Below are 26,096 nucleotides of genomic sequence, written 5' to 3' on the forward strand. Positions count from 1 at the left end.
CCCCTCTTGTTGCCTTTGGCGATAATGGCTAAGCTAGCGTTGTAAGGGCAGGGATCTGCGGTTTGTTATTTTGCCTGTAGCGCACTGAATTGAATAAAAATTAAGGATTTGAATCCCTATGGAAAAATTGCTGATTATTGATGATGATAGCGGCGTTCAAAAGCAATTAAAGTGGAGTTTTTCTGATTATGATGTCATTTTGGCATCGGATCGTGAAAGCGCCATTGCGGCTGTCCGCCGCCATGAACCAAAAGTTATTACCCTGGATTTAGGCTTGCCGCCGGATGAAGCTAATGCTTCCGAGGGGTTGGCGGCCTTGCAGGAAATTCTGGCGATAGCTCCGCATACTAAGGTTATCGTGATCACGGGTAATGACGACAGGACCAATGCCTTAAAGGCGATTGCCGCCGGCGCCTATGATTTTTACCAGAAGCCGGTTGAACCCGAGGTGATCAATGTCATTGTCTCCCGCGCCTTTAGTGTTGCCGCGATAGAAGAAGAAAACCGCAAAATGCGTGCCGTCGCCGGTAGCGACATGGGGGTGATAGGCAACAGCGCCAGCATAGACAGAATGCGTATGATGATCAAACGCATCGCCCCTACCAGTATTACTGCTTTGCTGCTGGGGGAAAGCGGCACGGGTAAGGAAGTGACCGCCAATGCCGTACATTTGGCCAGCGACCGCAAGAAAAAGCCTTTTATCGCCATTAACTGCGCCTCAATCCCGGAAACCCTGCTGGAAAGCGAGCTGTTTGGTTTTGAAAAAGGGGCCTTTACCGGCGCTCATAAAACCACTAAAGGGAAAATTGAATGTGCCGAGGGCGGCACTTTATTTTTAGATGAAATCGGCGACATGCCCTATAACCTGCAGGCAAAACTACTACGCTTCTTGCAGGAAAAAAGCATCGAACGCTTGGGGGGACGCCAGGAAATTCCCGTGGATGTCCGGGTGATCTGTGCCACCAACCAGAACCTGGAGCAGATGGTGCAGGAAAAATCTTTCCGGGAAGATTTATTCTACCGGGTCAGTGAAATTACCTTGAATATTCCGCCGCTTAGGGACCGGGAAGAAGATGTGCTGATCCTGGCGCAATACTTCCTGCAGCAATATGCTGCCGAATATAAGCGTAATGTTAAAGGCTTTTCCGAAGATGGCCTGAGTGCATTAAAAAATCATAAATGGCCGGGTAACATTCGCGAGTTGCAAAACAAGGTGAAAAGTTCGGTGATCATGAGCACAGGCACCCAGGTGACCGCCATGGATCTCGGCTTCTTTGATCATGAAGACCAGGGTTATGAGCTGTCGCTGAATTTACGTGCCGTCAGGGAGCAGGCGGAAACCTTGGCAATCCAGAAAGCCTATGCCCTGTCTACCGGCAATATGTCGAAAACGGCGGAGTTGTTGGGTATTACCCGGCCGACGCTTTATTCTTTGGTGGAAAAGTATCAGTTGACCATCAACTAGCAATTTGGCTTTCCGGCCGGCGCTAACACCGCCGGAAACCTGCTTTGGGCGGCGGGGGTTAACTGTCGCTCACTTCGCTGTTTTTACTCGCCAATTCAATATTCTTTTGTTTCAGCAATTTATCCACATAACGGGATAGCTTGATTTTTTGCTTGATGGAATTTTCCAGGATATCTTCCACTTCCCGCAGCACTTCACGCATGCTTTCAACGTTTTCACTGGAGTTGACCACTAGCTGTGCCGGTTCCGTGGCGCCGGTTTGTTGCCGGGCATTGATGGAACCGGTGAGTTCAATATCCATTTCCTCGGCGACTTCATTGATGGCCTTGCTGTCGATCACCGCTAATTCTTCCAGGAATCCGAACAGCAGCAGGCGGTCAACAAAGATATTGATTTTACGCGGCACCCCCAGGGTTTTTTCAAAAATCAGCTGGTAGGCGTTTTCTGAAAATAACTCTTCATTCTGGTATCCCGCCTGTGCCAGCCGGTGGCGGATATAACTTTGCACTTCTTCGCAGGACAAGGGTTTGAGGTGGGCGGATGCTATGATGCGCTGGCGGAACTGTTCCATATTCGGCGCCTGGATAATGCCTTTAAGCTCTTCCTGTCCCAATAAAAAGCTCTGGATCAACGGCTTGTTATTAAGCTGGAAATTCGACAGCATGCGCAGCTCTTCCACTGTTTCTGCCGGCAGGTTTTGTGCTTCATCCACCAGCAGCAGGGCGCGTTTGCCTTGCTTGTGCAGACTGATCAAAAACTTTTCGATCACCTGCAGGATTTCTGCCTTGCTTTTGCTGACCACATCGAGCTGGAATTCGGCGGCGATCAGCTCCAGCAATTCATGGGGATCTAATTTCGTGGTGACCAGCTGGGCCGCCACTATGCTGTCATCGCCGAGGTTACTGAGCAGGTTGCGGGCAATCGTGGTTTTGCCTGTGCCTATCGGGCCGGTAATCACGATAAAGCCTTCCCCCTGGTCCAAACCGTATTGCAGGTAGGACAAGGCCCTCTGGTGGTGGTTGGAGGCAAAAAAGAACTTGGGGTCCGGGCTTAACAGAAAAGGCCGGGCATTTAAGCCGTAATAGTTTTCATACATGATCAGAATACTTTTTTTATGGTAAATTCCAGACGGGATTCCTGATAGTCCACCCCGGTCCCGGTAGAGTTTCTGCTGACGTGGCGCAGGCTGATATCGCTGCTGAGGCTTTCGTTTAAGCTGCGGTTGTATTTAATGGTGTGTACCCGGTAATGGTCCAGCTGGCCGGCTCCGGCAGTATTGTCGGTATCAAAGTCATTTTTGATAAAGTTGAAGCTGTAACTTACATTGGAGCGGGAGTTCAGGGCACGGGTAATGTCTAAGTCGCCGTTATATCTTTCGTCGATAACCTTGGAAGTCAGGTTTTCCCGGCGGTTAGCACTTAAAGTCAGGGTAAAGGTGGTTCTGGGCAGGGTCAGTATCGACTGCCACTCCAAATCTTTTTGCAGCGAAATATCATCTGCCTCCACCGGCTCCAAAGTTGTCAGCGGCACCAGGATATAATCGCTGAGATCGCTGTCCGGATTGACCAGACATTGCTCCAGGGTGAAGTCCCCGGTCGCGGGACAATAAAATGAGCCCAGCTCGACTTCGACATAGTTAAAGCGGTCAAAAGACTGCACGGTTTCGGCATAGCTGATGGAATTTACCAGTCGCCGGTTTTGGTGGACAAAGTCCAGGCCGTAGCTGTCACCGAAGAAACGTTTGCTAAATTGTGCCTGCAAAGCGGTTCTCGGCGAGGGACGCCAGGTAATCTCCCCGCTTAAGTGATCTTCGTTTTCTTCCTGGTTGTCGACATAGTTGTACGCAAAATCCAGCCATAAGTGATCGCTTACCTGCCAACGGATCCCGGGGCCCCAGGAATTGCTGTTGAGGTTGCTCTGGCTTGAGCTGTTTTCAAAACTGCCCTGGTTATCTTCGTCATAAACCCGGATAAAAGGCATAAAACGGTAATCATTGATCAGGCCAAGTTTGGCATCGATGGAATAAAACCTGGTGTCGTTGCTGTTGTTTTTACTGGTGAGATCCTGAAAACTGGCATTGGTACTCCAGAACAGGTATTTGGCCGCCGAGCCGTTTTCAGCCGACAGGCTGGCGATCACCCCTTCGCGATCTCCTATGGTATTGTCCGAGGTCCGGCTCTGGTAATAAACCTGGCTGCGCATTTGTATGCTCGAGCGCGCCAGGTTATAGGTCAGGCCGAAATCCGACTGTTTCAGGGAGACGGCGTTGGCGGTTAATAAATCGGCAATGGCGTTGTTGCTGATCGATTGTTGCACCTGATCTTTATTCGCCCGGACAAAGAGTTGCGGACCATTGTCCCACAGGGAAAAACTGCCGTCGAGCTGATACATATCGTAATCGTCGTTATCGTCGGAGTCGTGACTGTAGCTGATAAAATTATTGCTTGCCTGAAACACCAGCTCCAGGCGCCGGCTGAGATAATTGACATCCAGCACGGGTTTGATCTGGCTGATATAACTGTCGACCTTGCCGCTTTTATGCAGGTCGATATTATCCGATGCCGTGCCTGTTACCGACAGGCTGGGTTCTATGGTCCATTCCCCCGCCTGGACATGAACGGCTGAGGCTACAGCCAATGCAATGCCGGCCAGGGGAAACAGTTTGCGGTTAATAACCGTAATAGCCATACATATCCTTTTGAGTTTGCACAGCCTTATTGATGACAAAGCCGATGGCCAGATCTTCATTGAGGGAGTCCACGGCTTTTTGGATATCGGCAATTTTTGAATGGGACTCTTCCACTACCACCAGTGCCTGCCCCATGAGGTTGGCCAGCACCTGGCTTTCGTTGACTTCGATCAGCGGCGGCGAATCAAAGATCACCATGCGATCGCCGTAGCGGTTGGCCAGTTCCTGGGTCAGCTGGCGCATCTTGTCGCTGGTTAGTAACTCCGAGGTCAGGTGATGGGGTTCACCGGCGGGGATAATCTTTAAGTTACTGATGCTGGTGTTATAGATCACTTCACTGACATTGCTTACTTCACCGAGCAGATATTCCACCAGGCCTTTGCGCGGGCTGATATTGAGCTCAGTGCTGATGCTGGGACGAATAACGTCGGCATCGATCAACAATACCGTTTTATCCTGCTCCAGCGCGATACTCAGCGCCAGGTTGATGGAGACAAAGGTTTTACCTTCATTGGGTTTGCCGCTGGAAACCATCACCAGGTTGCCGTTCTCCAGGCTGCTCGCCCCCGAGCCAAAGGCGTTATTGAGTAACTTGCGTTTAATATAACGAAATTCATCTTTGATCTTCTGGCGCTCGGTAGAGTCGGTGATCAGGCCTTTTTCTTTGAGCTCTTTTTGATCTATGGTGATCGGCTCTCTTTTATTATTGCCGTTTGGGCTTGCCGCCTGCGCCTGTTCCACCTGGTCAGCGGTGTTTTCTGCCGGGATATTGTCGGCAGCTGTTTCTGTCTGTGCCTGATCAGCACTTCCCTGCTGGTTCTTTTCCCTTTGCTTTTGCAAGGCTTTCTCTATGGTACTCATTACAGCAACCCTCTTATACTTGTCTGCAGGGCAGGGATCAGATAAAAACTCATCATACCGGCATACATCACAACTATCATGCAGTTTGATAAGGTAAAGATAATGGCTTTACGCTTATGGCGTTTCGCCAGCCCTAAACTTTCCGTGGCGCTGACAATGCCAAATACCGGGTAACCGGTGGCGTTGCTCAGCTGCCTGGCCGAGGTGACAATAGGCGTCAGCTGGCTGAACAGGAAAGAAATGCCGATGCCGGAGCCGAAGCCGAAGATCAGGATAGCGGTGATAAAGATCAGGCGTTTAGGTCCGGAAGGCTCAATCGGCACCCGCGGCGGATCGACCACTTTAAACTGGATCTTGTCGGTGGATTCATCGGCTTCCTGGGCCAGACGGGCGGTCTCCCGGCGGTTGAGCAGGTCTTCGAATTTTTTCTTGGTAATACCATAATCACGGTCCAGGGCGATTAATTCCGCTTCGATTTCCGGTATGGTATGGGCCTTGGCTTCCATTTGCTTCACCCGCTCCTGGAAGTCGTTGACCCGTACCGTCAGCGAAGCGACATTATTGGCCAGTTTACTTTCCGCCACTTTTAATTCCTGGTAAAGGGGGCTGTCGGTGAAGGCGGCGCTGCTCTGACCGTTTTCCCCGCTCATGGCGGTTTTTTCTTCTTCCTTGAGTCTTTTCAGGTCGGCGACCCGGCGTTTGGCTTCTTTAACATCCGGGTGGGCGTCTGTGTATCTGAGCATCAAACTGTCTAGCGACTGGGTCAGCTGGGCGATACGCTCGTCATATTGCGAGGTCACGACATTGGCAATCGGTTTTTGCCCGGTCAGTTGTTCTTTCGCCGATTGCCACTTGGTGGTGGCTTCGCGCAGCTGCAGCTCGGCTTCCTGTAGTTTGGACTTATTCAGGTTTAACCGGGTATAGAAGCCGCCGGTATCGCCGGGCAGGCTGCCGGAATATCTTTGCTTAAAGTCTGTTAACCGGCCTTCGGCTTCGAGCAGTCTGGCTTCATAATCCTGGATCTGGGTGTCGAGGAATTTTTGCGCCGTGTCGGACTCGCTGCGGGATTCCCCCAGGGTGTTTTCAATAAATACCGTCAGCGCCGCCTGCACCACGTTTTTTGCCATCTGCGGCTCTTCGTGTTCATAGGAGATGCTGTAAATGTTGTCGCCCCCTACCAGGCGTATGCTGATGGTCTTTTCCAGCTCTTCGATCAGCTTGTTATATTCCTTGGGGGTGGTTGCCTGGACGTCGAGATCTGTCATCCGGGCAATACGTTCAAGGTTAGGGCGGCTGAGCAGGGTTTTTACCATCAGGCTGACCTGCTTGTCGGGATCTGTCTCTACCGTCAGGCCTTTGAGCAAAGGACGTAACAAGGACTGGGTATCTGTATGTACCCGGGCAACCGACTCATAGGTATCCGGCAGCTGGGTAATACCCAGCCAGCCGAGGGGACAAAATAACCAGGTGGTAATAATGATATAGCGTCGCTTTAACCATATACCCTTGAGTTGTTCAATAATTTGTTCAAAGACTTCTTGCATTCCTGACCTCAGTTGCAGGGAAATAATTCACTAAATGGGCTGATATAATACCGGGGTTAAAACCAGGTTTCCGGGATCACGATAATATCGCCTGGTAAAACATCGACATTGGCACTGATTTCACCATTTTTAAGCAGATCTTCAATTAAGACCTGGTATTCCATTTGCTGGCCATTTTCAATTCTTACCAGGGTGGCGTCATTGCCGTCGGCAAATTCGGTCAGCCCGCCGACCAGGATCATGACATCAAGCAAGGTCATATTTTGCTTGTAATTTACTGCCTGGGGTTGTGCCGCTTCCCCTATCACCCGGATCTGCTCGGAGATAGGGCCGACAAATTCGTTTACCGTGACCGTCACCACAGGGTCGCGCAAATAGGTGGCCAAGATCTCTTCGATGGAGCGGGCAAGTTCGGTCGGGGTTTTGCCCGATACCTGGATGTCTTCCACCAAAGAGGTGGTGATCATGCCGTCGGGGCGGACGACAAAGGTTCCTGAGACTTCCGGGTTACGCCAGACAAAGATATTGAGCACATCGCCGGCACCGATTAAATATTTGTAGGAAGCCACATCACTCGTGGTCGACGGGTGAAGTGTCGCACTGGGCAGTCTCGGGCTGCTGCAGCTGAAAATGAACTGCGTCAGCAGCAATAATATAAGAACTTTAAGCTTCTCAGAAATATGTAATTCCATTGATTATGACCTTTGTTGACAAGCATTTATTAAAATGAGCGCATAAGTAAACAGATTGTATTTTATTTTTGTTTGTGATGCACATAATTTAATAAAAGTTAACAAACTCGACTATAGTGTTTGAAGTTAAGAACAGGTCTGGCCTGCGGGACCGGGATGATCATCTATATTGACTGATATATCTCCCGGCTTATTGTTAATGAATATACCCCTTTAGCGGGCTTTGATTAAATAGGGCTGCATTTGTTTAATCTTGTGACAAAAAGTAAGGCTTTTCTTTACATTCACAGATTGATCACTTCTAATATAGTCGTCCTTATTGTCTTCAAAACTAAATACTTAAAAGGAATATAACTCCCATATGTCAAGCCCCAAGTTCCGTGACCTGTCTGCGGGTAGTAAATCTCTTGTCCTGATCGAACTCGGCATTTTTGCCGGGGCCCTGTTGTTTTCGGTTTATTTAAACAGTGTATTTTTGTTTGTTGAACAGCCTGACACCCCGAATAACCTGATCATCGCCTATGCCTTGCTTTTCGCCCTGATCATGCAGCTTACCTCGCTGGCACTGGGGTTATATAACTCTAAATTAAGGGAAAGTATCCGCGGCGTGGTCCGCCGTATCCTGGTGTGTGTGGCGATAGGTTTTTTTGTTTTTTCTTTGATTAATCCTTTTCTGGGCAGTCATCCGCTACCGGTAGAGCTGTTGGCCTTGTCTTCGTTTTTAAGTTTGCTGGTGATGGGAGTCTTCAGGGCCTTTACCCTCAAGGTCGACTTTTTTGGTTTCAACAAGCGTAATATCCTGGTGCTGGGGGCGGGTGAAAGGGCGTCCATTATCGAGCAGCGTATGCGCCGTGATGTTGACCGCCAGGGCTTTCATGTCCACGCCTTTGTGGTGATGCCGGGGGATCATGAAGCGGGCATCGTCAAAGAAACCCGGATTGAGCTGGAAGAGTCCCTGGTCAATTACGCCATGGAAAACCAAATCGATGAAATTGTCGTTGCCAGTGACGAGCGCCGCAATAACCTGCCGGTAGACGAGTTATTTGCCTGTAAAATTCGCGGTATTGAAGTGACCGAGATATTGGACTTTATTGAGCGGGAGACCGGGCAGGTTGCCGTGAACCTGATTTACCCCAGTTGGGTGATCTATTCCAACGGTTTTGCTTCCGCCAATTACCTGAGAAACACCCTGGACTGGATTTTTAATGCCTCTATGGCCTTTATCATGCTGCTCTTTACCTGGCCGGTCATGTTGATCACCGCCCTGATCATCAAGATGGATGACGGCTGGAAATCGCCGGTATTCTATTTTCAGGAAAGGGTCGGTCTGGACGGCGAACCCTTTAACATCATCAAATTCCGCAGCATGCGGGTTGACGCCGAGAAAAACGGTGCCCAATGGGCGTCGAAAAATGATGACAGAACCACGCGTATCGGCCACTTTCTGCGTAAATACCGGGTGGATGAATTGCCGCAAATTTATAATGTGATGCGCGGCGACATGGGCTTTGTCGGTCCCCGTCCGGAGCGTCCGGAATTTGTCCAGACCCTGGTCACTAACATTCCCTATTACAACGAGCGCCATAATGTCAAACCCGGCTTGACCGGTTGGGCCCAGTTGAAATACCCCTATGGCGCCACCGAAACCGATGCCATGGAAAAACTGAAATACGATCTTTATTATATTAAGCATCGCAGCTTTTTGCTGGATATGCTGATCCTGGTGAGAACGGCGGAAATTGTCTTGTTCGGCAAAGGCCGGTAAGTTTCCCGTCGCCATCGAATTAATAGAAAAGTCAGGATCTCTTTTATCCTGACTTTTACTTTTTATGAAATAAGAAAAGGGAGCTTGTAACTAAGTGTCTAATTTTTATCCTGTTATTTTGTGCGGGGGCAGCGGCACCCGACTCTGGCCACTTTCAAGAAAGCAGCATCCTAAACAGTTCATTAAGCTGACCAATGGTTTTACTATGGTGCAAAACACCATCAAACGCCTGCCGGAAAATGTCCAGTCGCCTATTTTTATCTGTAACGAAGAACACAGGTTTATCGTCGCCGAGCAGGCCCGGGAAGTCAGTGTCGAGGCGAAAAGCATTTTGCTGGAGCCGGTGGGGCGCAATACCGCCCCCGCCATCGCCCTGGCGGCTATCACGGCATTAAAAGAAAACAAAGATGCCGTTTTACTGGTACTGGCCTCAGATCATAATATCAAAGACGAAGAGATGTTTCGCCAGGCGGCGCAAAGCGCTTATGGCCTTGCGATGCAGGATAAGCTGGTGACCTTCGGCATAGTGCCTTCCAATCCCCATACCGGTTATGGCTATATCAAAAGGGGCGATGAACTCAGCCCCCAGGCGAGCCAGTATAAGGTCAGTGAGTTTGTTGAAAAGCCGGATGAAGCCACGGCGAAAACCTATGTCGACTCGGGAGAATATTACTGGAACAGCGGCATGTTTGTCTTTAAGGCCAGCAAGTTTCTGTCGGAGTTAAAAACCTTCCGCCCCGATATTTTTGAGGCCTGTGAACGGGCGATGCAGGATGTTGCCGATGATCTCGACTTTACCCGGGTCAATAAAGCGGCTTTTGAAGCCTGCCCGGACGAATCCGTCGATTATGCGGTGATGGAGCATACCGAGCATGCGGTGGTGGTGCCGCTTGATGCCGGCTGGAGTGATGTCGGCTCCTGGTCGGCGTTATGGGAAGAGTCAGAGCGTGACGCCAATAATAATGCTATCCGCGGCGATGTGTTGACTGAGTCCACCACCAACAGTTATATCCAGGCGTCTGACCGCTTGGTGAGCAGCATAGGGCTGGACAATATCGTGATTATCGATACCCCGGATGCGCTTTTGGTGGCCAATAAAGATGATGTGCAAAATGTCAAAGGCATAGTGGATAAACTTAAAGGCCTGGAGCGCTCCGAATATATCCATCACCGGGAAGTTTATCGCCCCTGGGGCAAATACGACAGCGTTGACAGCGGCGGCCGTTTCCAGGTGAAACGCATCACAGTTAAACCCGGGGCCAAGCTGTCGGTGCAGATGCATCATCACAGGGCAGAGCACTGGGTCGTGGTTTCCGGCACCGCCAAGGTCAGAAACGGCGACAAGGAATTTATCCTGACAGAAAATGAATCCACCTATATCCCTATCGGTGCGGTACACAGCCTGGAAAATCCGGGTAAGCTGCCGCTGGAGCTGATTGAAGTGCAGTCGGGCTCTTATTTGGGAGAAGATGATATCGTCCGCCTTGCCGACAAGTATGGCAGGAGTGAAAAATAATGACCCGATTAACTTGCTTTAAGGCTTATGATATCCGCGGCAAGCTTGGCGACGAGCTCAATCCGGATATCGTGTATCGTATCGGCCGGGCCTTTGCCCAGTATTTAAACGCGAAAAAAGTGGTGATCGGCGGCGATATCCGTTTGTCGACCCCTGAGCTGAAGTCGGCGCTGGCGGACGGCATTATGGCGGCGGGTTGTGATGTGATTGATATCGGCCTATGCGGCACCGAAGAAATCTATTTTGCCACCAGCCATCTCAATACCGACGGTGGTATCGTGGTTACCGCCAGCCATAACCCCAAAGATTATAACGGTCTCAAACTGGTGCGGGAAAACAGTAAACCCATCAGCGGCGATACCGGCTTATTCGATATCCAAAAAATTGCCGAGCAAAGCCTGTTTCACCCGGTGGAGCGGCAGGGCAGGTTAACCCAAGTCTCTAACCTGGATGACTATGTCGGCCACTTGTTAACCTATATTTCACCGGAGAAACTTAAACCGCTTAAGCTGGTGGTAAACGCCGGAAACGGCGCTGCCGGCCATGTGGTGAATGCCCTGGAGCAGGTTTTTCAAGAGCAAAAGCTGCCGGTGGAGTTTATTAAAGTTTTTAACGAGCCGGACGGAAACTTCCCCAACGGTATCCCCAATCCGCTGTTGCCGGAGAACCGCGGTGTGACCCGAGAGGCGGTGATCAAGCATAAAGCCGATATGGGCATCGCCTGGGACGGTGATTTTGACCGCTGTTTCCTGTTTGATGAAAACGGCGACTTTATCGAAGGTTATTATATTGTCGGTTTGCTGGCGGAAGCCTTTTTACAAAAGCACAGCAATGAAAAGATCATCCATGATCCCCGCCTGACCCTAAATACCATAGACATTGTTGAAAACAACAAGGGCATTGCCATTCAAAGCAAAACCGGCCATGCCTTTATCAAAGAGCGCATGCGCCTGGAAAATGCCGTTTATGGCGGAGAAATGAGCGCCCATCATTATTTCAGGGACTTCAATTACTGCGACAGCGGTATGATCCCCTGGTTGCTGGTGGCAGAGCTGATCAGCATGACCGGCACTTCGCTGTCGGCCATGGTCAGTGATCGTATCGCCAAGTTCCCGTCTTCCGGGGAAATAAACCGTAAGGTAACGGATGCGGATCTGGTGCTGGCCAAGGTTGATGAACATTACCGGGACGCTGCCCGTAAGAAGGAAGAAGTGGACGGCTTATCGCTGGCCTTTGACGGCTGGCGTTTAAATATCCGTAAGTCTAATACCGAACCTCTGCTGCGCCTCAATATAGAGTCTGAAGGGGATGTTGATTTAATGGAAAGAAAAACCCGGGAGCTGATCGCTTTTATCGAAAGCGTTTAGCCACTGTGGTGGCTGCTGATAGCCGGATGTTTGTTTTAATGGCAGGATAGTTGAATTTATGAAACCAGTGCATTTCACTTTTTTACTGTTATTGGCTGTAGCGGCCACAAGTTTGTCCGGCTGTGGCGGTGATTCCGGCGATTCTCGCGATTCTGGTGATACCGGCACTCAGGCCGTTAATCCTCCTGAAAAAGAGCAAAACCTGGCGCCGGTGATCTTGGGTGAGCCGTTAACCGTGATCGGTTTTAACGAAGAATACCAGTTTCTACCCCAGGTTAGCGATGACGGTAAAAGTGACCTGGTTTTTACTGTGACCAATAAACCCGCCTGGTGCTCGTTTAACAGTGCCAACGGCCGTTTAACCGGCTTGCCGTTTTCTACCGAAGCCGGTGTATATTCCGATATTGTGATTTCTGTTTCCGACGGCGTCCATAGCGTTTCACTGCCGGCTTTTTCAATCCGGGTCAGGGAAAGTATGCAGTTGCACCTTTCCGGGAAGCCGAAAGCGTTTTCCACCCTTGGCAATGAATATCTGTTTAAGCCGGCCTTAGCGCTGTCGTCAAATATGGATAAAGCCGGGGTGAGTTATAGTATCAGCAACCAACCTGGCTGGATGACGTTTGACAGCACCACGGGGCAGTTAAGCGGCGTGCCGGGCACTGCCGATCTCGGCTGGCATAAAGGAATAGTGATCAGCGCCAGTTACCAGGATGTCACCACAGCATTTCCTGCCTTTGATATTGAAGTACGGCCCTTGTCTAGTTTTGTGACCGGTAAGCAGATGATCCAGCCCGATTATGGCACATCTGTGCCGGCAAAAGGCGAGAAGCGGATTGATGCTACTACGGGGGCGGAATTGGTGCGCTTAACGGATGCCACAGAGTTTAAAAATTCCGATGATGCCATGATTGTTTATTCCCGGTACAGTCCCGAGAATATCACCGGTGATGCCCTGCTGGTGTTTGGTACCGACTCCTATTCAAGCTGGGTGGTAAATCCCGATAGCGGTAAAATTATTACCGCGCTGGTGGATGATAAAGGCAAGCCTATTGGCGAAAAGCATGAAGTGCGCTGGCATGGCAGTGCAGAGCACCCTAACCGGGTTTATTATATTAAGGGCATGCAGTTTTGGATGATAGGGGATATCACCCGGCAAGAGCAAACCCGCAAGCTGATCCGTGACTTTTCAGCTTTGTTCCCCAATGCCGTAAAAATTTATAATGATGTCGAGGGCGACAGCTCCAATGACAGCGATCACTGGGCCTGGATGGCGGTGCATTATGGTGTTAATTATATCGGCCATAAAAGCTTTTTGGTGGATGGCTTTATTCATTACCAGGTGAGTACCGATACGGTACACACCCTGGCTCCCGGTGATTTGGCCGGTACTAACCTGGCGCTGGAGAGTAAAAGTGCCAGTTTCCGTCACCGTCCCAACATGGTGGAAATCTCCCCTCTGGGGACAGGCATAGTGATCCATACCGGGCGTATGTGGGACGATACAGCTTATGGCGGCAGCAAAAAAGATTTTATCGGCACCTGGTTTGACGGGCCGCACTTGTGGCCGCTGGATTTTGATCACCGTAAAAAGGCGCCGGTTAAAATCTCGGTCACTGAAACCCATTCCGGCTGGTCATTTAATGACAGTGGACAAGAAGTGTTTATCAGTCAGAATAACCGTACCGATAAGCTCGATGCCGTTGTTATCGACGGAAAAGGGGCAGGTTTTGATCACCGGCTTGAAGTTGCCAGCCATAAGGATTTCGGCTGGAATATGGGCTTTCATTACGGAAAAATGCCGCCGTCTAAACCCGGTTGGTTGTTTATGAGTACCTACAGCAAGCAGTCGGATTTATGGGCCGGTAACCAGCTGATGATGATCCAGCTGGCGCCTGAATCTCAGCGGCCGCTGATGTGGCGTATCGCCCCTACCTATACCCTCTATAACGGTAATTATCGTGACGAGGTCCCCGCGGCGGTTAATTTTAGCGGCGACCGGATATATTTCTCTTCAAACTGGGGCGGCATGTTGGATCATCGTGAAGTTTTTCAGATCAAGTTGCCCAGTGACTGGCATAGCCGCATTGGTCGATAATTTTTCTCGGCCTGACTTGCCTGGCGTTTATGTCGCGGCGGAAAGTGGCGGCTACATAAGCGCTTTGGCTTGAGTTTTTAAGCAGGACCGGGAGCTCTGGCGAGCTAACCCCGGTATTGGAGTCTCCGTACCGGCAGCTTTATTATCAACAGAAAATAACTTGTCAGCGGCTGGGTCCGACCCTGACATTTTCAGCTTATTACCGCTTTACTCACTTTTTTATTGTTAAAGCTATAAACGGCTTTTTATATGAAAATATGATGTCGGAGAATCTTGAATAATCTTATTTGTTAGTTGCTTAGCAATTAATCTTCTTTGCAGATTGCTGTTTAGGGCCGTTTACAGCTAAAGCGCAGTCACCATGTTATTTTTGCTGTTAATTTATGCTAAATATGTTTGTTTTATGTGCTTTTTTGTTTTGTTAAAGCTAGAAATACGATATTGTTAGTATTTTTATTCTTAATTATTTCATGCGCTTAATCAAGGAATGTGCATTTTTATTATTTATTTCACCTGTTAAGACCATTTGAGTATATAATGCGCACAAATTTAATAGGTTTCTAGAGTGGATAATTTTTGAGTAAGTGAAGGTACCTATTTTGTTTACTGTTTAAAATGTCTGATACTGCGAATAGGTGGAGTTTTGAAAAAAAAGTTACTAGTTGTACGTGATGGTGGTGGTTTTGGTTTTGAAACTAGTCGATTGTATAGCCAATTGAAATCCGAATTTGATCTCTCTTTTTTGGTTCCCCAGGACAAAAGAATGAATAGGGAAATTTCCGAAGATAATTGGTTTGAAGTCGAGAAAATCACCTCTATTTATGAAAAAAACAAACTGAAATTATCTTTTGCCTTTATGAAATCCATGGTTCAAATCGCTTCGTTACAACGTCGCCATAAATTTGAAACTTTGCTTTGTGTCGGCTCTTCTATTGCCGTGCCTATGTTTATTGTTGGCGGGCTTTTTAGAACCAAACGGGTATTTATCGAAAGCCATACCCGGGTTAACGATATCTCTTCCACGACTAAGATTTTATTAAAATTTGGTTTGGCGGACCGTATTTATGTGCAATGGCCTGAATTGGCAAATCAGCATGAAAAGCTATTATACAAAGGGAATTTATTATGATTTTTGTTACGGTAGGCACCTTTTATTTTGATCCCCTGATTAAGGCTTTGGATGCGCTGGTTGCCAAGGGAGTGATCAAGGACAAGGTCATCTGTCAAATAGGCAAGGGGCGATATGAACCCAGTCACTGTGAGTATTTTAGATATACCCAGGAAATAGAGCCCTATATTGCACAAGCCGATTTAGTTATTTGTCACGGCGGAACCGGCTCGGTACTTAATTTATTGTTGGAAGAAAAGAAGTTCCTGGCGGTTGCCAATACTGAGCTGGCAGATGATCACCAAACCGAGTTTTTGTCTGCCCTGGCTAAAGATGTGCCAATCAGCTGGATAAGGGATCTGAATAAACTGGAACAGATGCTGGTCTCAGGTAATATACAGCCGCTGCCTTTATCTGAATATGATTTTTTCAATTATAACTTATGTTCGGATCTGGTCGATTTCATTAAGGCCTAGTAAGCCATATCGTTTATTTTTCAATGTAGTGTACCGGGTTGTAGCGGCCCGGCAGGTTTCAACCTTTCTACAGCATTCTTTGGGCAAACAAGAGTGTGAATGAACCACCTGGCCTACTTTGCTCTGGTATTCCTTCATTATCGCCATTTTAAGCCTGCCAGCTCTTTTTGTTTTTAATGGTGACTAAAATTTTTTATTTTATATCGCTTGAGTAACCAGCTGTTTTTGTAGTGTAAAAAAACAGCTTTGAAGCTCATTTACAGTATAGTTACAAAAAAAGTGCGGTTATTTTTTGTACAGCTATGGCTTTATGATTTCGCTTTCATTAGAATGGCAAGCCACCGATAACCGGCACGTCAGTAAGAGAGGTGTAATATCAAAGATTTACCCATACAGTAAAAAAAGGATACAGGTCAGTCGTATTTTTGCATTGATATGTTTGGTGCTTAGATTGACATAAAAAACATTAATGTTTGTTGAGAGGTCATTATGTTTAGGAAAGTTTCTTCAGCGTTGTCGCTATCTATTGTGTTGTTTTTTAGTTTCAATGTTGCTGCAGTAGAAACAGTAACGTATCAGCAGGGAGCTAACGGTTTTAACGGGGCTACATCTACGATGTTCAGTGGCTCCAGAGCACAGAATTCTATCAGAGAATCTCATTATTTCAGGTATGACGGTACTAAAAGGTATTATAACCTGGAGCATTTCGATTTAGGTGATATCAGTCAGAAAAATGATATTTCTTCTGCCAAATTAATTTTTACCCGTGTCTCGGGCGGTGTTTATGTGGCCTCCGAGATATATGTCAGACAGATCCTGGATCCCGATAACTTAGGTCAGGCTTATGCCACCGGCTGGAAAGTTGGCTATGGCTTCCGCGCCGGCGCCAATAGTGAGTCCCGGGATGATTCTGCCGGGACCGATGTCAAGTGGCGCCTGTCAGATCCGGATTCACCGGAAGATCTTAATGCCGATTATTTTCAGGGGGTCTTGAAAGCTCTGGATCAATCTCCTTATTTTATCCCGCAAGCGGCCGATGCTATCGGTACCCAGTATGAGGTTGACGTGACCGCAGATCTGCAATGCATACAACAAGGCACTTGTGTTAACCAGGGCTGGGCGCTATTTCATGGCAATCCCAATGCCAATATTCAAGATATCACCGCCAATTCCAATTATGCGACGGCCGAGTATCGCCCTATGCTGGTGGTGACTTATGGTATTAATGATTCAAATGCGCCCAGAAGCAGACAAGCCATCCAACAAACAACCTTGTTGGAAGATGACAGCCATGTTATCACCCTGACCATAGAAACCGATGAAGCGGCGAACTGTAAAGCCGATATTGACAGTGGCGATGCTTTTGCCGCAATGGATATTAGCATGCAGGCATCCGGCGGTGACCTGATGCATACTTATGCGTTGAATGCCGATGAGCAGCCAAGCCAATTGTATGTCAAATGTAGCGATAGCTCAGGCAATGTCAGCGATAACCTGCATACCTTTATTTTCACGGTTCAAGCCGGCAGTGATAACGGTGGCAGTGACGGCGGTACCGGCGGTAGCGACGGCGGTGCTGGTGGTAGTGATGGCGGTACTGGTGGTAGTGACGGCGGCACCGACGGTGGTACCGGTGGCGGTACTGGCGGTGGCACAGATGGCGGTACTGAGGGTAGCTTTGTCCTGGGCAAAGAGGTGATCACCCCTGACTTTGGTACTGAAGCGCCGGCTATCGGCGAGTCTATTGTTGACCCGACTACAGGCGCCAAGATCACCCGCTTAGCCGGTGACGGTGTTGAAGATGCCTTAATCGTTTACTCCCGTTATTCTCCGGAAAACTCTGCCGGTGACTTGCTGCTGGTGTTCGGCAGCAATTCAACCTCAAGTAAAGTGATCAACCGCACCACCAGTGAAGTGGTTGCCAACCTTAACCATCAAGACGGCACTACCATAGGTGAAAACCACGAAATACGTTGGGATACCTCAGGTAATCACCCTTATCGTATCTATTACATCAAGGGCATGCAGTTCTGGAAAATTGACGATGTCCGGGATCAGGAAAATACCCGGGTGATGATCAGAGACTTTAGCGAGTTATTCCCTAACTCTCTTAAGATTTACAATGATGTTGAAGGCGACAGCTCCAATGACAGTGATCACTGGGCCTGGATGGCGGTACATTACGGTCAGAACGAGTTTGGTTCATATACCTACTTAGTGGACGCCTTTGTACACTATCAAGTGTCAACCGATACCGTGCATACCTTGACACCAGCTGATTTGGCGGGTAGCAACTTAGATATAGAAGCCACTAAGGCCGAGGGCGCTGAGACCCCGATTTTTACTTACCGTCCGAATATGGTGGAAATGTCTCCTTTAGGTACAGGCATTGTTATCCACACGGGTTATAAGTGGGATGATGCCGCCTATGGCGGAAGCGCTGTCAATTATATCGGTACCTGGTTTGACGGCGCCCATCTGTGGCCGGTAGATTTTGACTTTAACCGCCAGGCGCCGGTTAAAATCTCAATCAGTGAAACCCATTCCGGTTGGGCTTTTGATGAAAACGGCAGGGAGATGTTTGTCAGTCAGAATAACCGTACCGACCGTCTTGATGCCATTTATATTAATGGTGAAAATGCCGGCTATGACAACCGTGTTGAAGTGGGCAGCCATGCCGATTTTGGCTGGGCCATGAGTTTCCATTACGGCAAGATGCCAGAGAGCAAGCCCGGTTGGTTGTTTATGAACACTTATTCTAAAGACGACAGTCTGTGGGCGGCTAACCAGTTTATGATGATTCAAACCAAACCCGAAGAAGAGAACCCGGTGATCTGGCGTATCTCTCCCGCATATAACGCTTATGACGGCGAGTACCGGGATGAAGCCCCGGCGGCGATTAACCTGGAAGGTAACCGCATCTACTGGTCTTCAAACTGGGGTAATGTTGGCGACAAGCGTTCGGTTTATATGATTGAGTTGCCGGACGACTGGGATACTAAAGTCCTGGAGCAAGCGAACCTGCCATAACCTCTCAACAAGCAGTGGTAGGTTAGGCAAAGGCACCTTCGGGTGCCTTTTTTTATGTTCAGGATGTAAGGTCAGTTTATTTGCTCCTGACATAAACTAAGTACCTGCATCCATGCAGGCAATGCCACGGTTACATGGATGTAAAGGAGTGGCCATGTTCAGGATGTACGGTCAGTTTATTTGTTCCTGACATAAACTAAGTACCTGCATCCATGCAGGCAATGCCACGGTTATAAGGATTTAAAGGAGTGGCTAGGTGCAGAGTGAAAACTAGATCATCCTTACTATGGGAGCGCAGATGCCGGTATTTTTACAAGGTTTAGCGTCTGTGTGGCAACATCCGGTGCGGTGATGATTGTACTATTGTTGGTTAAGGTTATTTATGCTGGCTAATATGATAGTATCGCCAGTATTAACCATCAATAACATGCTGAAAAATGGTTTTATTATATCCGTTTACCTTCTTAATTTTTATGATCATTTTAACCTGCTTTATTGAAAGGTTAACCAGAGTCAAATTAAGCAAATTGCGGGTTTTTTGTTTTGCTTGCCTCTATATCAGCTGTACGCCTTTATCCGCTAACTTAAGTATCTTTTTGCTTCAGTCAAAAATCAATTATCAGGACTGCGCAGCGGATATCAGCGGAGCTATTTTGCTGGCCGGGGGCCTTTCAAAAACGGCTTCAGGGAAAAGTGACTGGAGTGCGCTTGGCGATGAGTCGCTAAGCCGCACTGTTTTTCTCGCTTCCCAACTTGATCGGCTTAATAACCCATCGGTTATTATCTCCGGCGGCTCCGGGGCCGGGATTAAAGAAGCCGAATTGATGGCGGATTTGCTAGGGAACCTCTCTTCTGGCAAACCGCTTGATATTATCTCTGATGTTAATGCCATACGTACCCGGGAATCGGCACTTTTCGTCCGCAGTAAAATGCCTGATGAAAATGCCGGTTATTACCTGGTAACCTCAGACTGGCATATGGCAAGGGCGCAAGCCATTTTTGAACATCACGGCGTTAAGGTTTGTCCACTCGCCAGCGGTGACAGTTATGTCCCCTACGGCTTTCCCGGTTGGTTTATTCCGCAAAAAAGCGCTTTGGCAAAATTTGAACTTGCCTGGCATGAATTAGGTGGCCTGCTGCTGTTGTGGTGGACTAACCGCTAGTGCTTTAGCCGAACTTCTTTTTTATCTTAGTCAGGGTATGCAGGGCCTGTAACCACCAGGAGGAAATAATGCGTATGCTCACCTGGGGCTGGATCTTATTGGCCAGGTACTGCTTATAGGGATCCGACTGGCCGCCTCCGGGTAATAGCTGTAATTGCGTTAACCCCTGGCTATAACCCTGTTCGATAACATAACCCAGGTGTAAGAAGCCCAGGGAAAGCTTGCTGTTATAGTCAGGATCAAAGGCGTATTGCAGAAAATAACCCTGGTTATCGCAGGCAAAACCAAAAAAAGCCGATTGCACCTGATCGTCCATGACCATCATGGAAGACAGCAGGGAGATCTCCTGGCTTTGGCTGCATAAGCCGGTAAACATTTGCTGGAACTTGAGTCTTTGGTTTTCATAAACTTTTTTGTTCCAGCGGCTGAGCTTAAGGCGGTTTAATTGTTCGATAAAAGCATCAGTTTCCTGAAAGCCTACCGTTTTCAACTCCAGCTGTTCGGCGATAAAACGCCGGTGTAAAAGGGTTTTTTGTCTGACTTTCTTTTTTAACTTTTTGCTGAAGCTGTGAAAATCTTCGCTGAAGTCAACGATATAGTTGGTGGTCCGGGATAAGAGTTCCAGGCGTTTACTGGTTTTCAAAGCCCTGAGCAGGCGAAAAACATGGCTGCTGCGGCTGGCGCTTTGGATCAGGCAAGTATGCCAGGACAGGCTGTTTATCGCCCGGTGCAATACCTGGTCTATGGCGCTTATCTCTGCCTGGCGATGGACAATAAAATCCAGGTTATCGCTGCGCACCGCATCATGGATATCATAACTGCAGCCGATAAATTGCAGCTGCCTGATGGTCAGCAGCTTTTTGACGCGCTTTTGATGGCTGAACAGGGGAGCTAATGCCACCAGTTGCTGTTGCTCATAAACGGCGATGATATGCAGCCGGGGTTTTTGACAGCTGCAGTTTTTCCACCAGGCGTATTGCCACTGCCAGGACAAAAACAGCCGGTCAGCATCACTTTTCTCCAGTAATTGTTGCCACAGCTGCTGGTTGTCGCTAAAAGCCTGTTCATCCCAGATCTTAAAAGTTAACTGACTAGACAAAACTGCTTATCCTGCGCTATAAGGTCCGGGAGATCCATTTACTGATCCCGGCAATATGGAAGATATGCCCGCTGGCCTGGGTTTTGTTCTCTGCTATGGCGGCAAAAAATGACGCTATGCGATTGCTGTCGGTAATGTTACCGCTTAACAGCCAGTTGCGGGCGATATCCCTTAACTGGCGGTTGTCTTTAAACCAGTGTCCCCAGTTGCTAAAGTGCAGGCTTTTTTCTTTATAGCGGTCGTTGAAACCCGGGATATAGATGCCTTTACCGTTTAAAATCGACGCCCATTTATGGGCGGCGGCGGGGTAGGTGGCCGGTACCCGGGTGCGGCTATAGGGGATTTGGGCAAAAGCCGGGTAATTGTCTTTTAATGCCCTAAGCTGTCCCCGGCGGTAGGCCGCCTGCATCGGGGAAAGTTCGAGGCAGGTATAAATCAGCTCTTTGTCTAAGCCCAGCGGGTAGTTGACCTTGAGAAACTGCCTGGCGTTGACCCCCTGGCTCAGGGTGTAGTTAACCGAGCGGTTGGCGGCGGTAATATTTCTGAAGATATAGGCCACCGAGTCGGTATGTTGTGCAAAACGTTTGACTTCGGTGCAGATATCATCGAGTATCGCAGGTTTTGCCTGTTTGATGGCACCGATAAAGTCGGGATCCAGGTACTGGCCCAACTGGTCATAGCTTTTAACCAGGTTGGCGCTGTCGAAATAGGCCTCGGCAATGGCTTCGGTGGAATGTTTGCTCGTGCTTTGATCGATAAACAGTCCCAGGTATTTGGCCAGTTTGCTTACCGGCGATAAATAGCTGTCGTTGAGGAAAAAATCGCCGCCGAGGAAAACGTCGATCAAAAAGCCGTCGTTAACCGAGTTAAAGCCCTGCTGCGCCATCCGCTGTGCGAAAAAATAACGCTCGGGAAAGCAGGCCAGGCCGCTGAAATCAAAGATATTTTCTATCATGGCAGCAATATCGCCGCCGTCCGGGATCACATGGTGCAGCGGCTCACCGTTAAGCCTGGCCACCTGTTTGGCAAATTCTATTTCTGCCGACTGCGGCGCGCCGTAGGTAAAATGCTCCAGCGGATGATCTTTTGGCCAGGCGGCGGTGACCATTCTCGAGTCCAGGCCGCCGCTGAGAAAAGAAGCGGTTTTCCCTGAGGTGTTTGCTACCCTGCTACAGGCTTTGTTGATCAGCCGGGCGTATTTTTCCCTGTGATAGTTTTGCCGCTCGGGAAAGGTTTCAAACAGGTTGTTATGGCCTTTGAGGATTTTGCTGGTTTTACGGGTTAAGTCATATTCCAGGCAGCAATTAGCCGGTAATTTATTGAGCTCCCGGGTAATATGGCGGGAGCCGAAGGCGTAACCCAAGTGGGCATAGGAGGCAACGCCTGTCATGTCCAGGGTGGTGGGGAATAAACCGCTGTTAAACAGGGCGATCGGGTTGGTGCTGACCACAGTGCCCAGATTCGACTTGGCATAATATAAGGGGATAGAGCCGATAAAGTCATTTAAAAACAGCACTTTTTCTGCTTTTTTATCCACTATTGCCAGGTTGAAGCTGCCGGCGGCGATGGCGGCTATCACCCCTTGATAACCGTTTTTCAGGTAGATGGCTTCGATGGCTGCCAGCGACTGCTGCAGGGTGCTGTCCCGGTCTGTTAGCGCCAGGCTGCCGTCGATGAAGATTTGGCTGTGTTCGCTTTGATAATAACTTTCATCATAGCTTTGGCCGTCAAACTGGAAAAAATCACAGCTTGGCGTGATCTGGCTATGCCTGTAGGTTTCTGACGGATTAAAGCGCCAAATCTCATCAAAGGCTTTTTTATTATCGGTTGCGGTGTCCTGAAAAAAGAGTCCGTGCACAAATTGCCCCTAACGTTTCTTCCATAATTTTTCCGGAGTGGAAAACAAGTGTTTAAATAAGGCGATAAAAGCCGCGATATTTAAAATAGCAAAGGTGGCCGGTACATTGAAAATACCGGCATTTTTTCCCTGAACCAGTTTTTTATAACCATAATAGGCACAAGCATAAAAGCCCAGCTGCAGGGCCAGTAAAAGATTAAAAATCATCTCCTGCAAGGCGATACAAGTAGCAAAGAGCAAGATCAAGGCAAAAGGCACCAGCAAGCGGCAGACCTTATGGGAAAACCATTGCCAGAAAATAGGGTTTTTAAACGGGTTATTGAGCCAGGGCAGGATTTTCATCAGCTGGTAGTTGCCCGCCAGGGTGCGTACCTTACGGCCAAACTCTTCTTTGACACTATGGCTGGAACTGTCAAAGGCCAGGGCCTTGTTGGCCATAACCACGCGTTTGCCGGCTTTGACAATGCACATAGGGGTAAAGACATCGTCTAAAATGGTGTGCTGTTGCAGCGGCGTAAACAACTGGCTGCGGATCATGTAAATAGCACCGGTGACACCGACCACGGAATTGATCTGGCCTTCGGCGTGGCGGATGGCTTTTTCATACTTCCAGTAGAGGCCGGGATCTTTGGAAGCACCGTCATCCTGGTTTTGCTCTATCATCAAATTGCCGGTGACCGCCCCTACCGCTTTATCGTTGAAATGCTGGCACATTTGCTCAAGCGCGTCCGGGGCAAAATCCTGGCGTAAATCGGCAAAGGCCACTAACGGGGTGGTTACCTGGGCCATTGCCTGGTTTATTGCCGCGGCTTTCCCTTGGTTTTGCTCCTGTTCAATCACCCTCAGGCGCTCAAAATCATAGGCCCTGGCGACGGCCACGGTATTGTCGGTGGAGCCGTCGGAAACCATAATAATATGCAGCTTCTCCTGCGGGTAGCGGGTGGCCAGCAGGTTATCCAGACGGGCGGTGATCCTGTGCTCGCCATTATAGGCGGCTAACACCACAGTGACCTCGGGAAAATCCTCCGGGGCCATTGCTCCTTGTTCCTCGCTGTCATCAAGCTTGCGGCTGAGTAACATCAGCAGCAGCGGGTAGCCGATATAGGCATAGAAAATGACGGCGGCACTGATGAAAAAAATGACTTCCATAGTTTAAACTCTTATCAACTTACTGCGGATTTTTTCATAATTTTTATTGCCCAACAGACGCTTGGCCAGGGTAAGTACCTGCTGGACGATAATGGCCTTCCAATACATCATGCCGGTGCCCGAGAGCATATTGGCCAATACCTTGATACTGGTATTGCTGGTCATGGTGATACGGTTTATTGGTTGTTTGCGCTTGTTATGCCCCAATACTGAGGTGGCGATATAGGAGTAACCTAATTTCTGGTACAGGGGTAATACCTGTTTCAAACCTCTGCCGCCGGGCAGGGCAACGGTATGCACCGGGTGTTGGGTGACGGACTCCACCTTTTGTTTGCTGATCTTCAGCTCCTGCTCCAGTGCTTCTGGCTCCAGATCCGACATATAGGTATGGGTCTGGCCATGGGCCTGTATGCTCATGCCTGCCTGGTGCATTTCCAGCAGCTGCTGGCCGGACATATAACCCGGGGTGTCTATCCAGTCGCTGGTGATATAAAACTCCGCCAGCATATTTCGCTTTTTCAGCTCGGGAAAAGCAAAGCTGTAGTTGGAGACATCACCGTCATCGAAGGTGATCACCACAGGCTTTTGATATTCGCCGCTCAGGGCCTGCTCCAGCGTCACCGCCTGGTAGTGGTTGGCCAGCAGGTAATCCAGTTGCTCAACAAATGACTCTCGGGTCACGCTGTAGACGGCATCGAAGCAGCCGTCACATTCCGGGGTGGAATGTATGCCGTGATACATCAGGGAAGTAAAAGAAATCTTGCTCATTGTTTTTCTGTCATCAGTTGTTTGATAAAGCCCTGGTGGGGCGCCAGGTTAGTACAGGCGTTGTCGCATTCGGTGGCGACAAAATAGGCGCGGTTAATAAAATTCCCTTTAAGCAGGCTGGTAACCGAGGCCAGTTTGACTTTGGTTAGACTTGTGGTCAGCAGCTCGCCGCTCTGATACCAAAAGCTGTAATAATATTGCTTGCCATTTCCGGTGAGGATAAAGGTTTTCAGCGCGTGATCGGCGACCTTGTCGGTGATCTCTTCTTTAATGCGGTATTTTTTGCTCACCGGACGGTTTTCCGTATCGGTGATGTCGGCATTTTGATCCCGCATATCATATTCAAGCAGCATCAGGGTGTGGCGGCTGCCTTGCACAAGCTCCTGGCGGTATTGCTCCTGAGTTGGCGGGGTAAAGTTGTGCATAACTATTGGCTGATTGCCGGCCTGATTACTGAGTTGGTTGTCTTCCTGGCTGACCGGATTTATTGGCGCCTGCTGGTAAAGATAAGCGGGTATTGCCGCCGCCATGGCTAACACAGCGACAGTGGCCAGTGCCAGCCATTTCTGCCTTGCCTGCAGCGGCTGTGGCGTGATCGCCTGCTCTTTGTTTTCCTGGGTGGTGATATAAGGCAGCAGCAGGAAATAAAACAGCATAAAGACAGCAAACACTATCCAGCCCAGGCTGTTATGATCGGCGATGATAGGGTGTGACATACCGTACTGGTGGGCATATAACACGATAACTTCTATCCGCACCCAGTTGGCGACAATCGCCAGTGCAAAGGCCAGGGTCAGGGAAATTACCTGGGAGCGGGTTTTAAACTGGGATAATTCGCTGTTGATCAGGGCGATGGATAAGGCCACCAGAATATAGCGGACTCCGCTGCAGCCTTCCGCCACCAAAAAGGTGCCGTTGGGAATGGCAACGGAATTGCCTTCAATATAGGTGGGAATGCCGATCAGCATACTGATGGTGGCGACGGCATTGGCGGCAATGGCCTGAAAAATAGGGGAAACAATCGACCATGACGGTACGGTAAAAAACAGCAGCAACAGGGGGATCAGAAACTTTTTCAGGTTGCGATAGCCGAATACCGCCCCGGTGGCGGCAATCATAAAGCAGGGCATTAAAAAACGTAATACCACTTCTATTTTGGCCAGCGAGGCCAGGGCATACGCCAGGGTAAGCCCTGCCAGCAGCAGCAGGAAGCCGATATTGCCCCTGGAGCCCTCGACGGCATAAGGTTTGGAGCCTATCAGAAAAAGGCTGACCAGCAGCAGCAATGAGCCGTGGGAATAACTGTGGCTGTTCATCCAGGCATCCCAGTATTCGTGGATCTGCAGCGGATAAAAAACGCTAAATATGGCGATTAATGCCATAAACCATATCAATATGCTTAAATTTTTAGGTGCTAGATTCAAACCAGGGTTAACCTTATTCATTATCAA

At 48.9% G+C, this 26,096-nt stretch carries 19 protein-coding genes; 9 read left to right on the plus strand and 10 right to left on the minus strand.

Annotated features, from left to right (window positions below; all coding sequences use genetic code 11):
* Positions 1–118: 118 nt before the first annotated feature.
* Positions 119–1,465, plus strand: coding sequence for a PEP-CTERM-box response regulator transcription factor (gene prsR, locus QL234_RS26960; protein WP_281560858.1), 1,347 nt, complete (start codon positions 119–121; stop codon positions 1,463–1,465).
* 58 nt (positions 1,466–1,523) lie between these two features.
* Here prsR and QL234_RS26965 read toward each other — a convergent pair whose 3' ends face one another.
* The 5 genes from QL234_RS26965 to QL234_RS26985 are packed head-to-tail and all read right to left on the minus strand — an operon-like array spanning position 1,524 to position 7,251.
* The gene (locus tag QL234_RS26965; protein ID WP_281560859.1) at positions 1,524–2,561 is read right to left on the minus strand and encodes an XrtA/PEP-CTERM system-associated ATPase; all 1,038 of its coding nucleotides are present in this window, start codon (positions 2,559–2,561) and stop codon (positions 1,524–1,526) included.
* A 2-nt stretch (positions 2,562–2,563) separates the two neighbouring features.
* Complete coding sequence (locus tag QL234_RS26970; protein ID WP_281560860.1) at positions 2,564–4,153, minus strand: TIGR03016 family PEP-CTERM system-associated outer membrane protein; 1,590 nt, start codon at positions 4,151–4,153, stop codon at positions 2,564–2,566.
* A complete protein-coding gene (locus QL234_RS26975) occupies positions 4,134–5,015 on the minus strand; it encodes an XrtA-associated tyrosine autokinase (RefSeq protein ID WP_281560861.1) in 882 nt (293 codons plus the stop codon). Before QL234_RS26975 ends, QL234_RS26970 begins: the two co-directional genes overlap by 20 nt.
* Complete coding sequence (locus QL234_RS26980) at positions 5,015–6,559, minus strand: XrtA system polysaccharide chain length determinant (protein WP_281560862.1); 1,545 nt, start codon at positions 6,557–6,559, stop codon at positions 5,015–5,017. Before QL234_RS26980 ends, QL234_RS26975 begins: the two co-directional genes overlap by 1 nt.
* Positions 6,560–6,615: 56 nt before the next feature.
* On the minus strand, positions 6,616–7,251 hold the full coding sequence (locus QL234_RS26985; protein ID WP_281560863.1) for an XrtA/PEP-CTERM system exopolysaccharide export protein: 636 nt from the start codon (positions 7,249–7,251) through the stop codon (positions 6,616–6,618).
* A gap of 361 nt (positions 7,252–7,612) precedes the next feature.
* Here QL234_RS26985 and QL234_RS26990 point away from each other — a divergent pair, with 361 nt between their 5' ends.
* From QL234_RS26990 to QL234_RS27025, 8 genes are all read left to right on the plus strand, one after another.
* Positions 7,613–9,016 carry a TIGR03013 family XrtA/PEP-CTERM system glycosyltransferase gene (locus QL234_RS26990; RefSeq protein WP_281560864.1) on the plus strand — a complete coding sequence of 468 codons (1,404 nt, stop codon included), beginning with the start codon at positions 7,613–7,615 and terminating at the stop codon, positions 9,014–9,016.
* 94 nt (positions 9,017–9,110) lie between these two features.
* Positions 9,111–10,532 carry a mannose-1-phosphate guanylyltransferase/mannose-6-phosphate isomerase gene (locus tag QL234_RS26995; protein ID WP_281560865.1) on the plus strand — a complete coding sequence of 474 codons (1,422 nt, stop codon included), beginning with the start codon at positions 9,111–9,113 and terminating at the stop codon, positions 10,530–10,532.
* Positions 10,532–11,899: a phosphomannomutase CpsG gene (locus tag QL234_RS27000; RefSeq protein ID WP_281560866.1), complete on the plus strand. Its 1,368-nt coding sequence runs from the start codon at positions 10,532–10,534 to the stop codon at positions 11,897–11,899. Before QL234_RS26995 ends, QL234_RS27000 begins: the two co-directional genes overlap by 1 nt.
* 58 nt (positions 11,900–11,957) lie before the next feature.
* Positions 11,958–13,994, plus strand: a complete 2,037-nt coding sequence (locus QL234_RS27005) for a putative Ig domain-containing protein (protein WP_281560867.1) — start codon at positions 11,958–11,960, stop codon at positions 13,992–13,994.
* 643 nt (positions 13,995–14,637) lie between these two features.
* A complete protein-coding gene (locus QL234_RS27010; protein ID WP_281560868.1) occupies positions 14,638–15,123 on the plus strand; it encodes a hypothetical protein in 486 nt (161 codons plus the stop codon).
* A complete protein-coding gene (gene pssE, locus QL234_RS27015; protein WP_281560869.1) occupies positions 15,120–15,578 on the plus strand; it encodes a PssE/Cps14G family polysaccharide biosynthesis glycosyltransferase in 459 nt (152 codons plus the stop codon). Before QL234_RS27010 ends, pssE begins: the two co-directional genes overlap by 4 nt.
* Positions 15,579–16,193: 615 nt before the next feature.
* Positions 16,194–18,608: a hypothetical protein gene (locus tag QL234_RS27020; protein WP_281560870.1), complete on the plus strand. Its 2,415-nt coding sequence runs from the start codon at positions 16,194–16,196 to the stop codon at positions 18,606–18,608.
* A 596-nt stretch (positions 18,609–19,204) separates the two neighbouring features.
* The gene (locus QL234_RS27025) at positions 19,205–19,771 is read left to right on the plus strand and encodes a YdcF family protein (protein WP_281560871.1); all 567 of its coding nucleotides are present in this window, start codon (positions 19,205–19,207) and stop codon (positions 19,769–19,771) included.
* 4 nt (positions 19,772–19,775) lie between these two features.
* On the opposite strand, the gene QL234_RS27030 is transcribed toward QL234_RS27025, so the two are convergent.
* From QL234_RS27030 to xrt, 5 genes are read right to left on the minus strand one after another with little or no spacing between them, the layout of a single operon-like run.
* Positions 19,776–20,870 (minus strand): GNAT family N-acetyltransferase, encoded by a 1,095-nt coding sequence (locus QL234_RS27030; protein WP_281560872.1) that lies wholly within the window; start codon positions 20,868–20,870, stop codon positions 19,776–19,778.
* A gap of 16 nt (positions 20,871–20,886) precedes the next feature.
* Entirely contained in the window at positions 20,887–22,728 is a 1,842-nt protein-coding gene (locus tag QL234_RS27035) for an asparagine synthase-related protein (protein ID WP_281560873.1), read from the minus strand.
* A 9-nt stretch (positions 22,729–22,737) separates the two neighbouring features.
* Positions 22,738–23,877: a glycosyltransferase family 2 protein gene (locus tag QL234_RS27040; protein ID WP_281560874.1), complete on the minus strand. Its 1,140-nt coding sequence runs from the start codon at positions 23,875–23,877 to the stop codon at positions 22,738–22,740.
* Between the two features lie 3 nt (positions 23,878–23,880).
* Positions 23,881–24,645 carry a polysaccharide deacetylase family protein gene (locus QL234_RS27045; protein ID WP_281560875.1) on the minus strand — a complete coding sequence of 255 codons (765 nt, stop codon included), beginning with the start codon at positions 24,643–24,645 and terminating at the stop codon, positions 23,881–23,883.
* Positions 24,642–26,027 carry an exosortase gene (xrt, locus tag QL234_RS27050; protein ID WP_281560876.1) on the minus strand — a complete coding sequence of 462 codons (1,386 nt, stop codon included), beginning with the start codon at positions 26,025–26,027 and terminating at the stop codon, positions 24,642–24,644. Before xrt ends, QL234_RS27045 begins: the two co-directional genes overlap by 4 nt.
* Between the last annotated feature and the right edge of the window lie 69 nt (positions 26,028–26,096).

Origin of the sequence: Thalassomonas sp. RHCl1 (assembly GCF_947387555.1) — a bacterium.
Taxonomy (GTDB): domain Bacteria; phylum Pseudomonadota; class Gammaproteobacteria; order Enterobacterales; family Alteromonadaceae; genus Thalassomonas.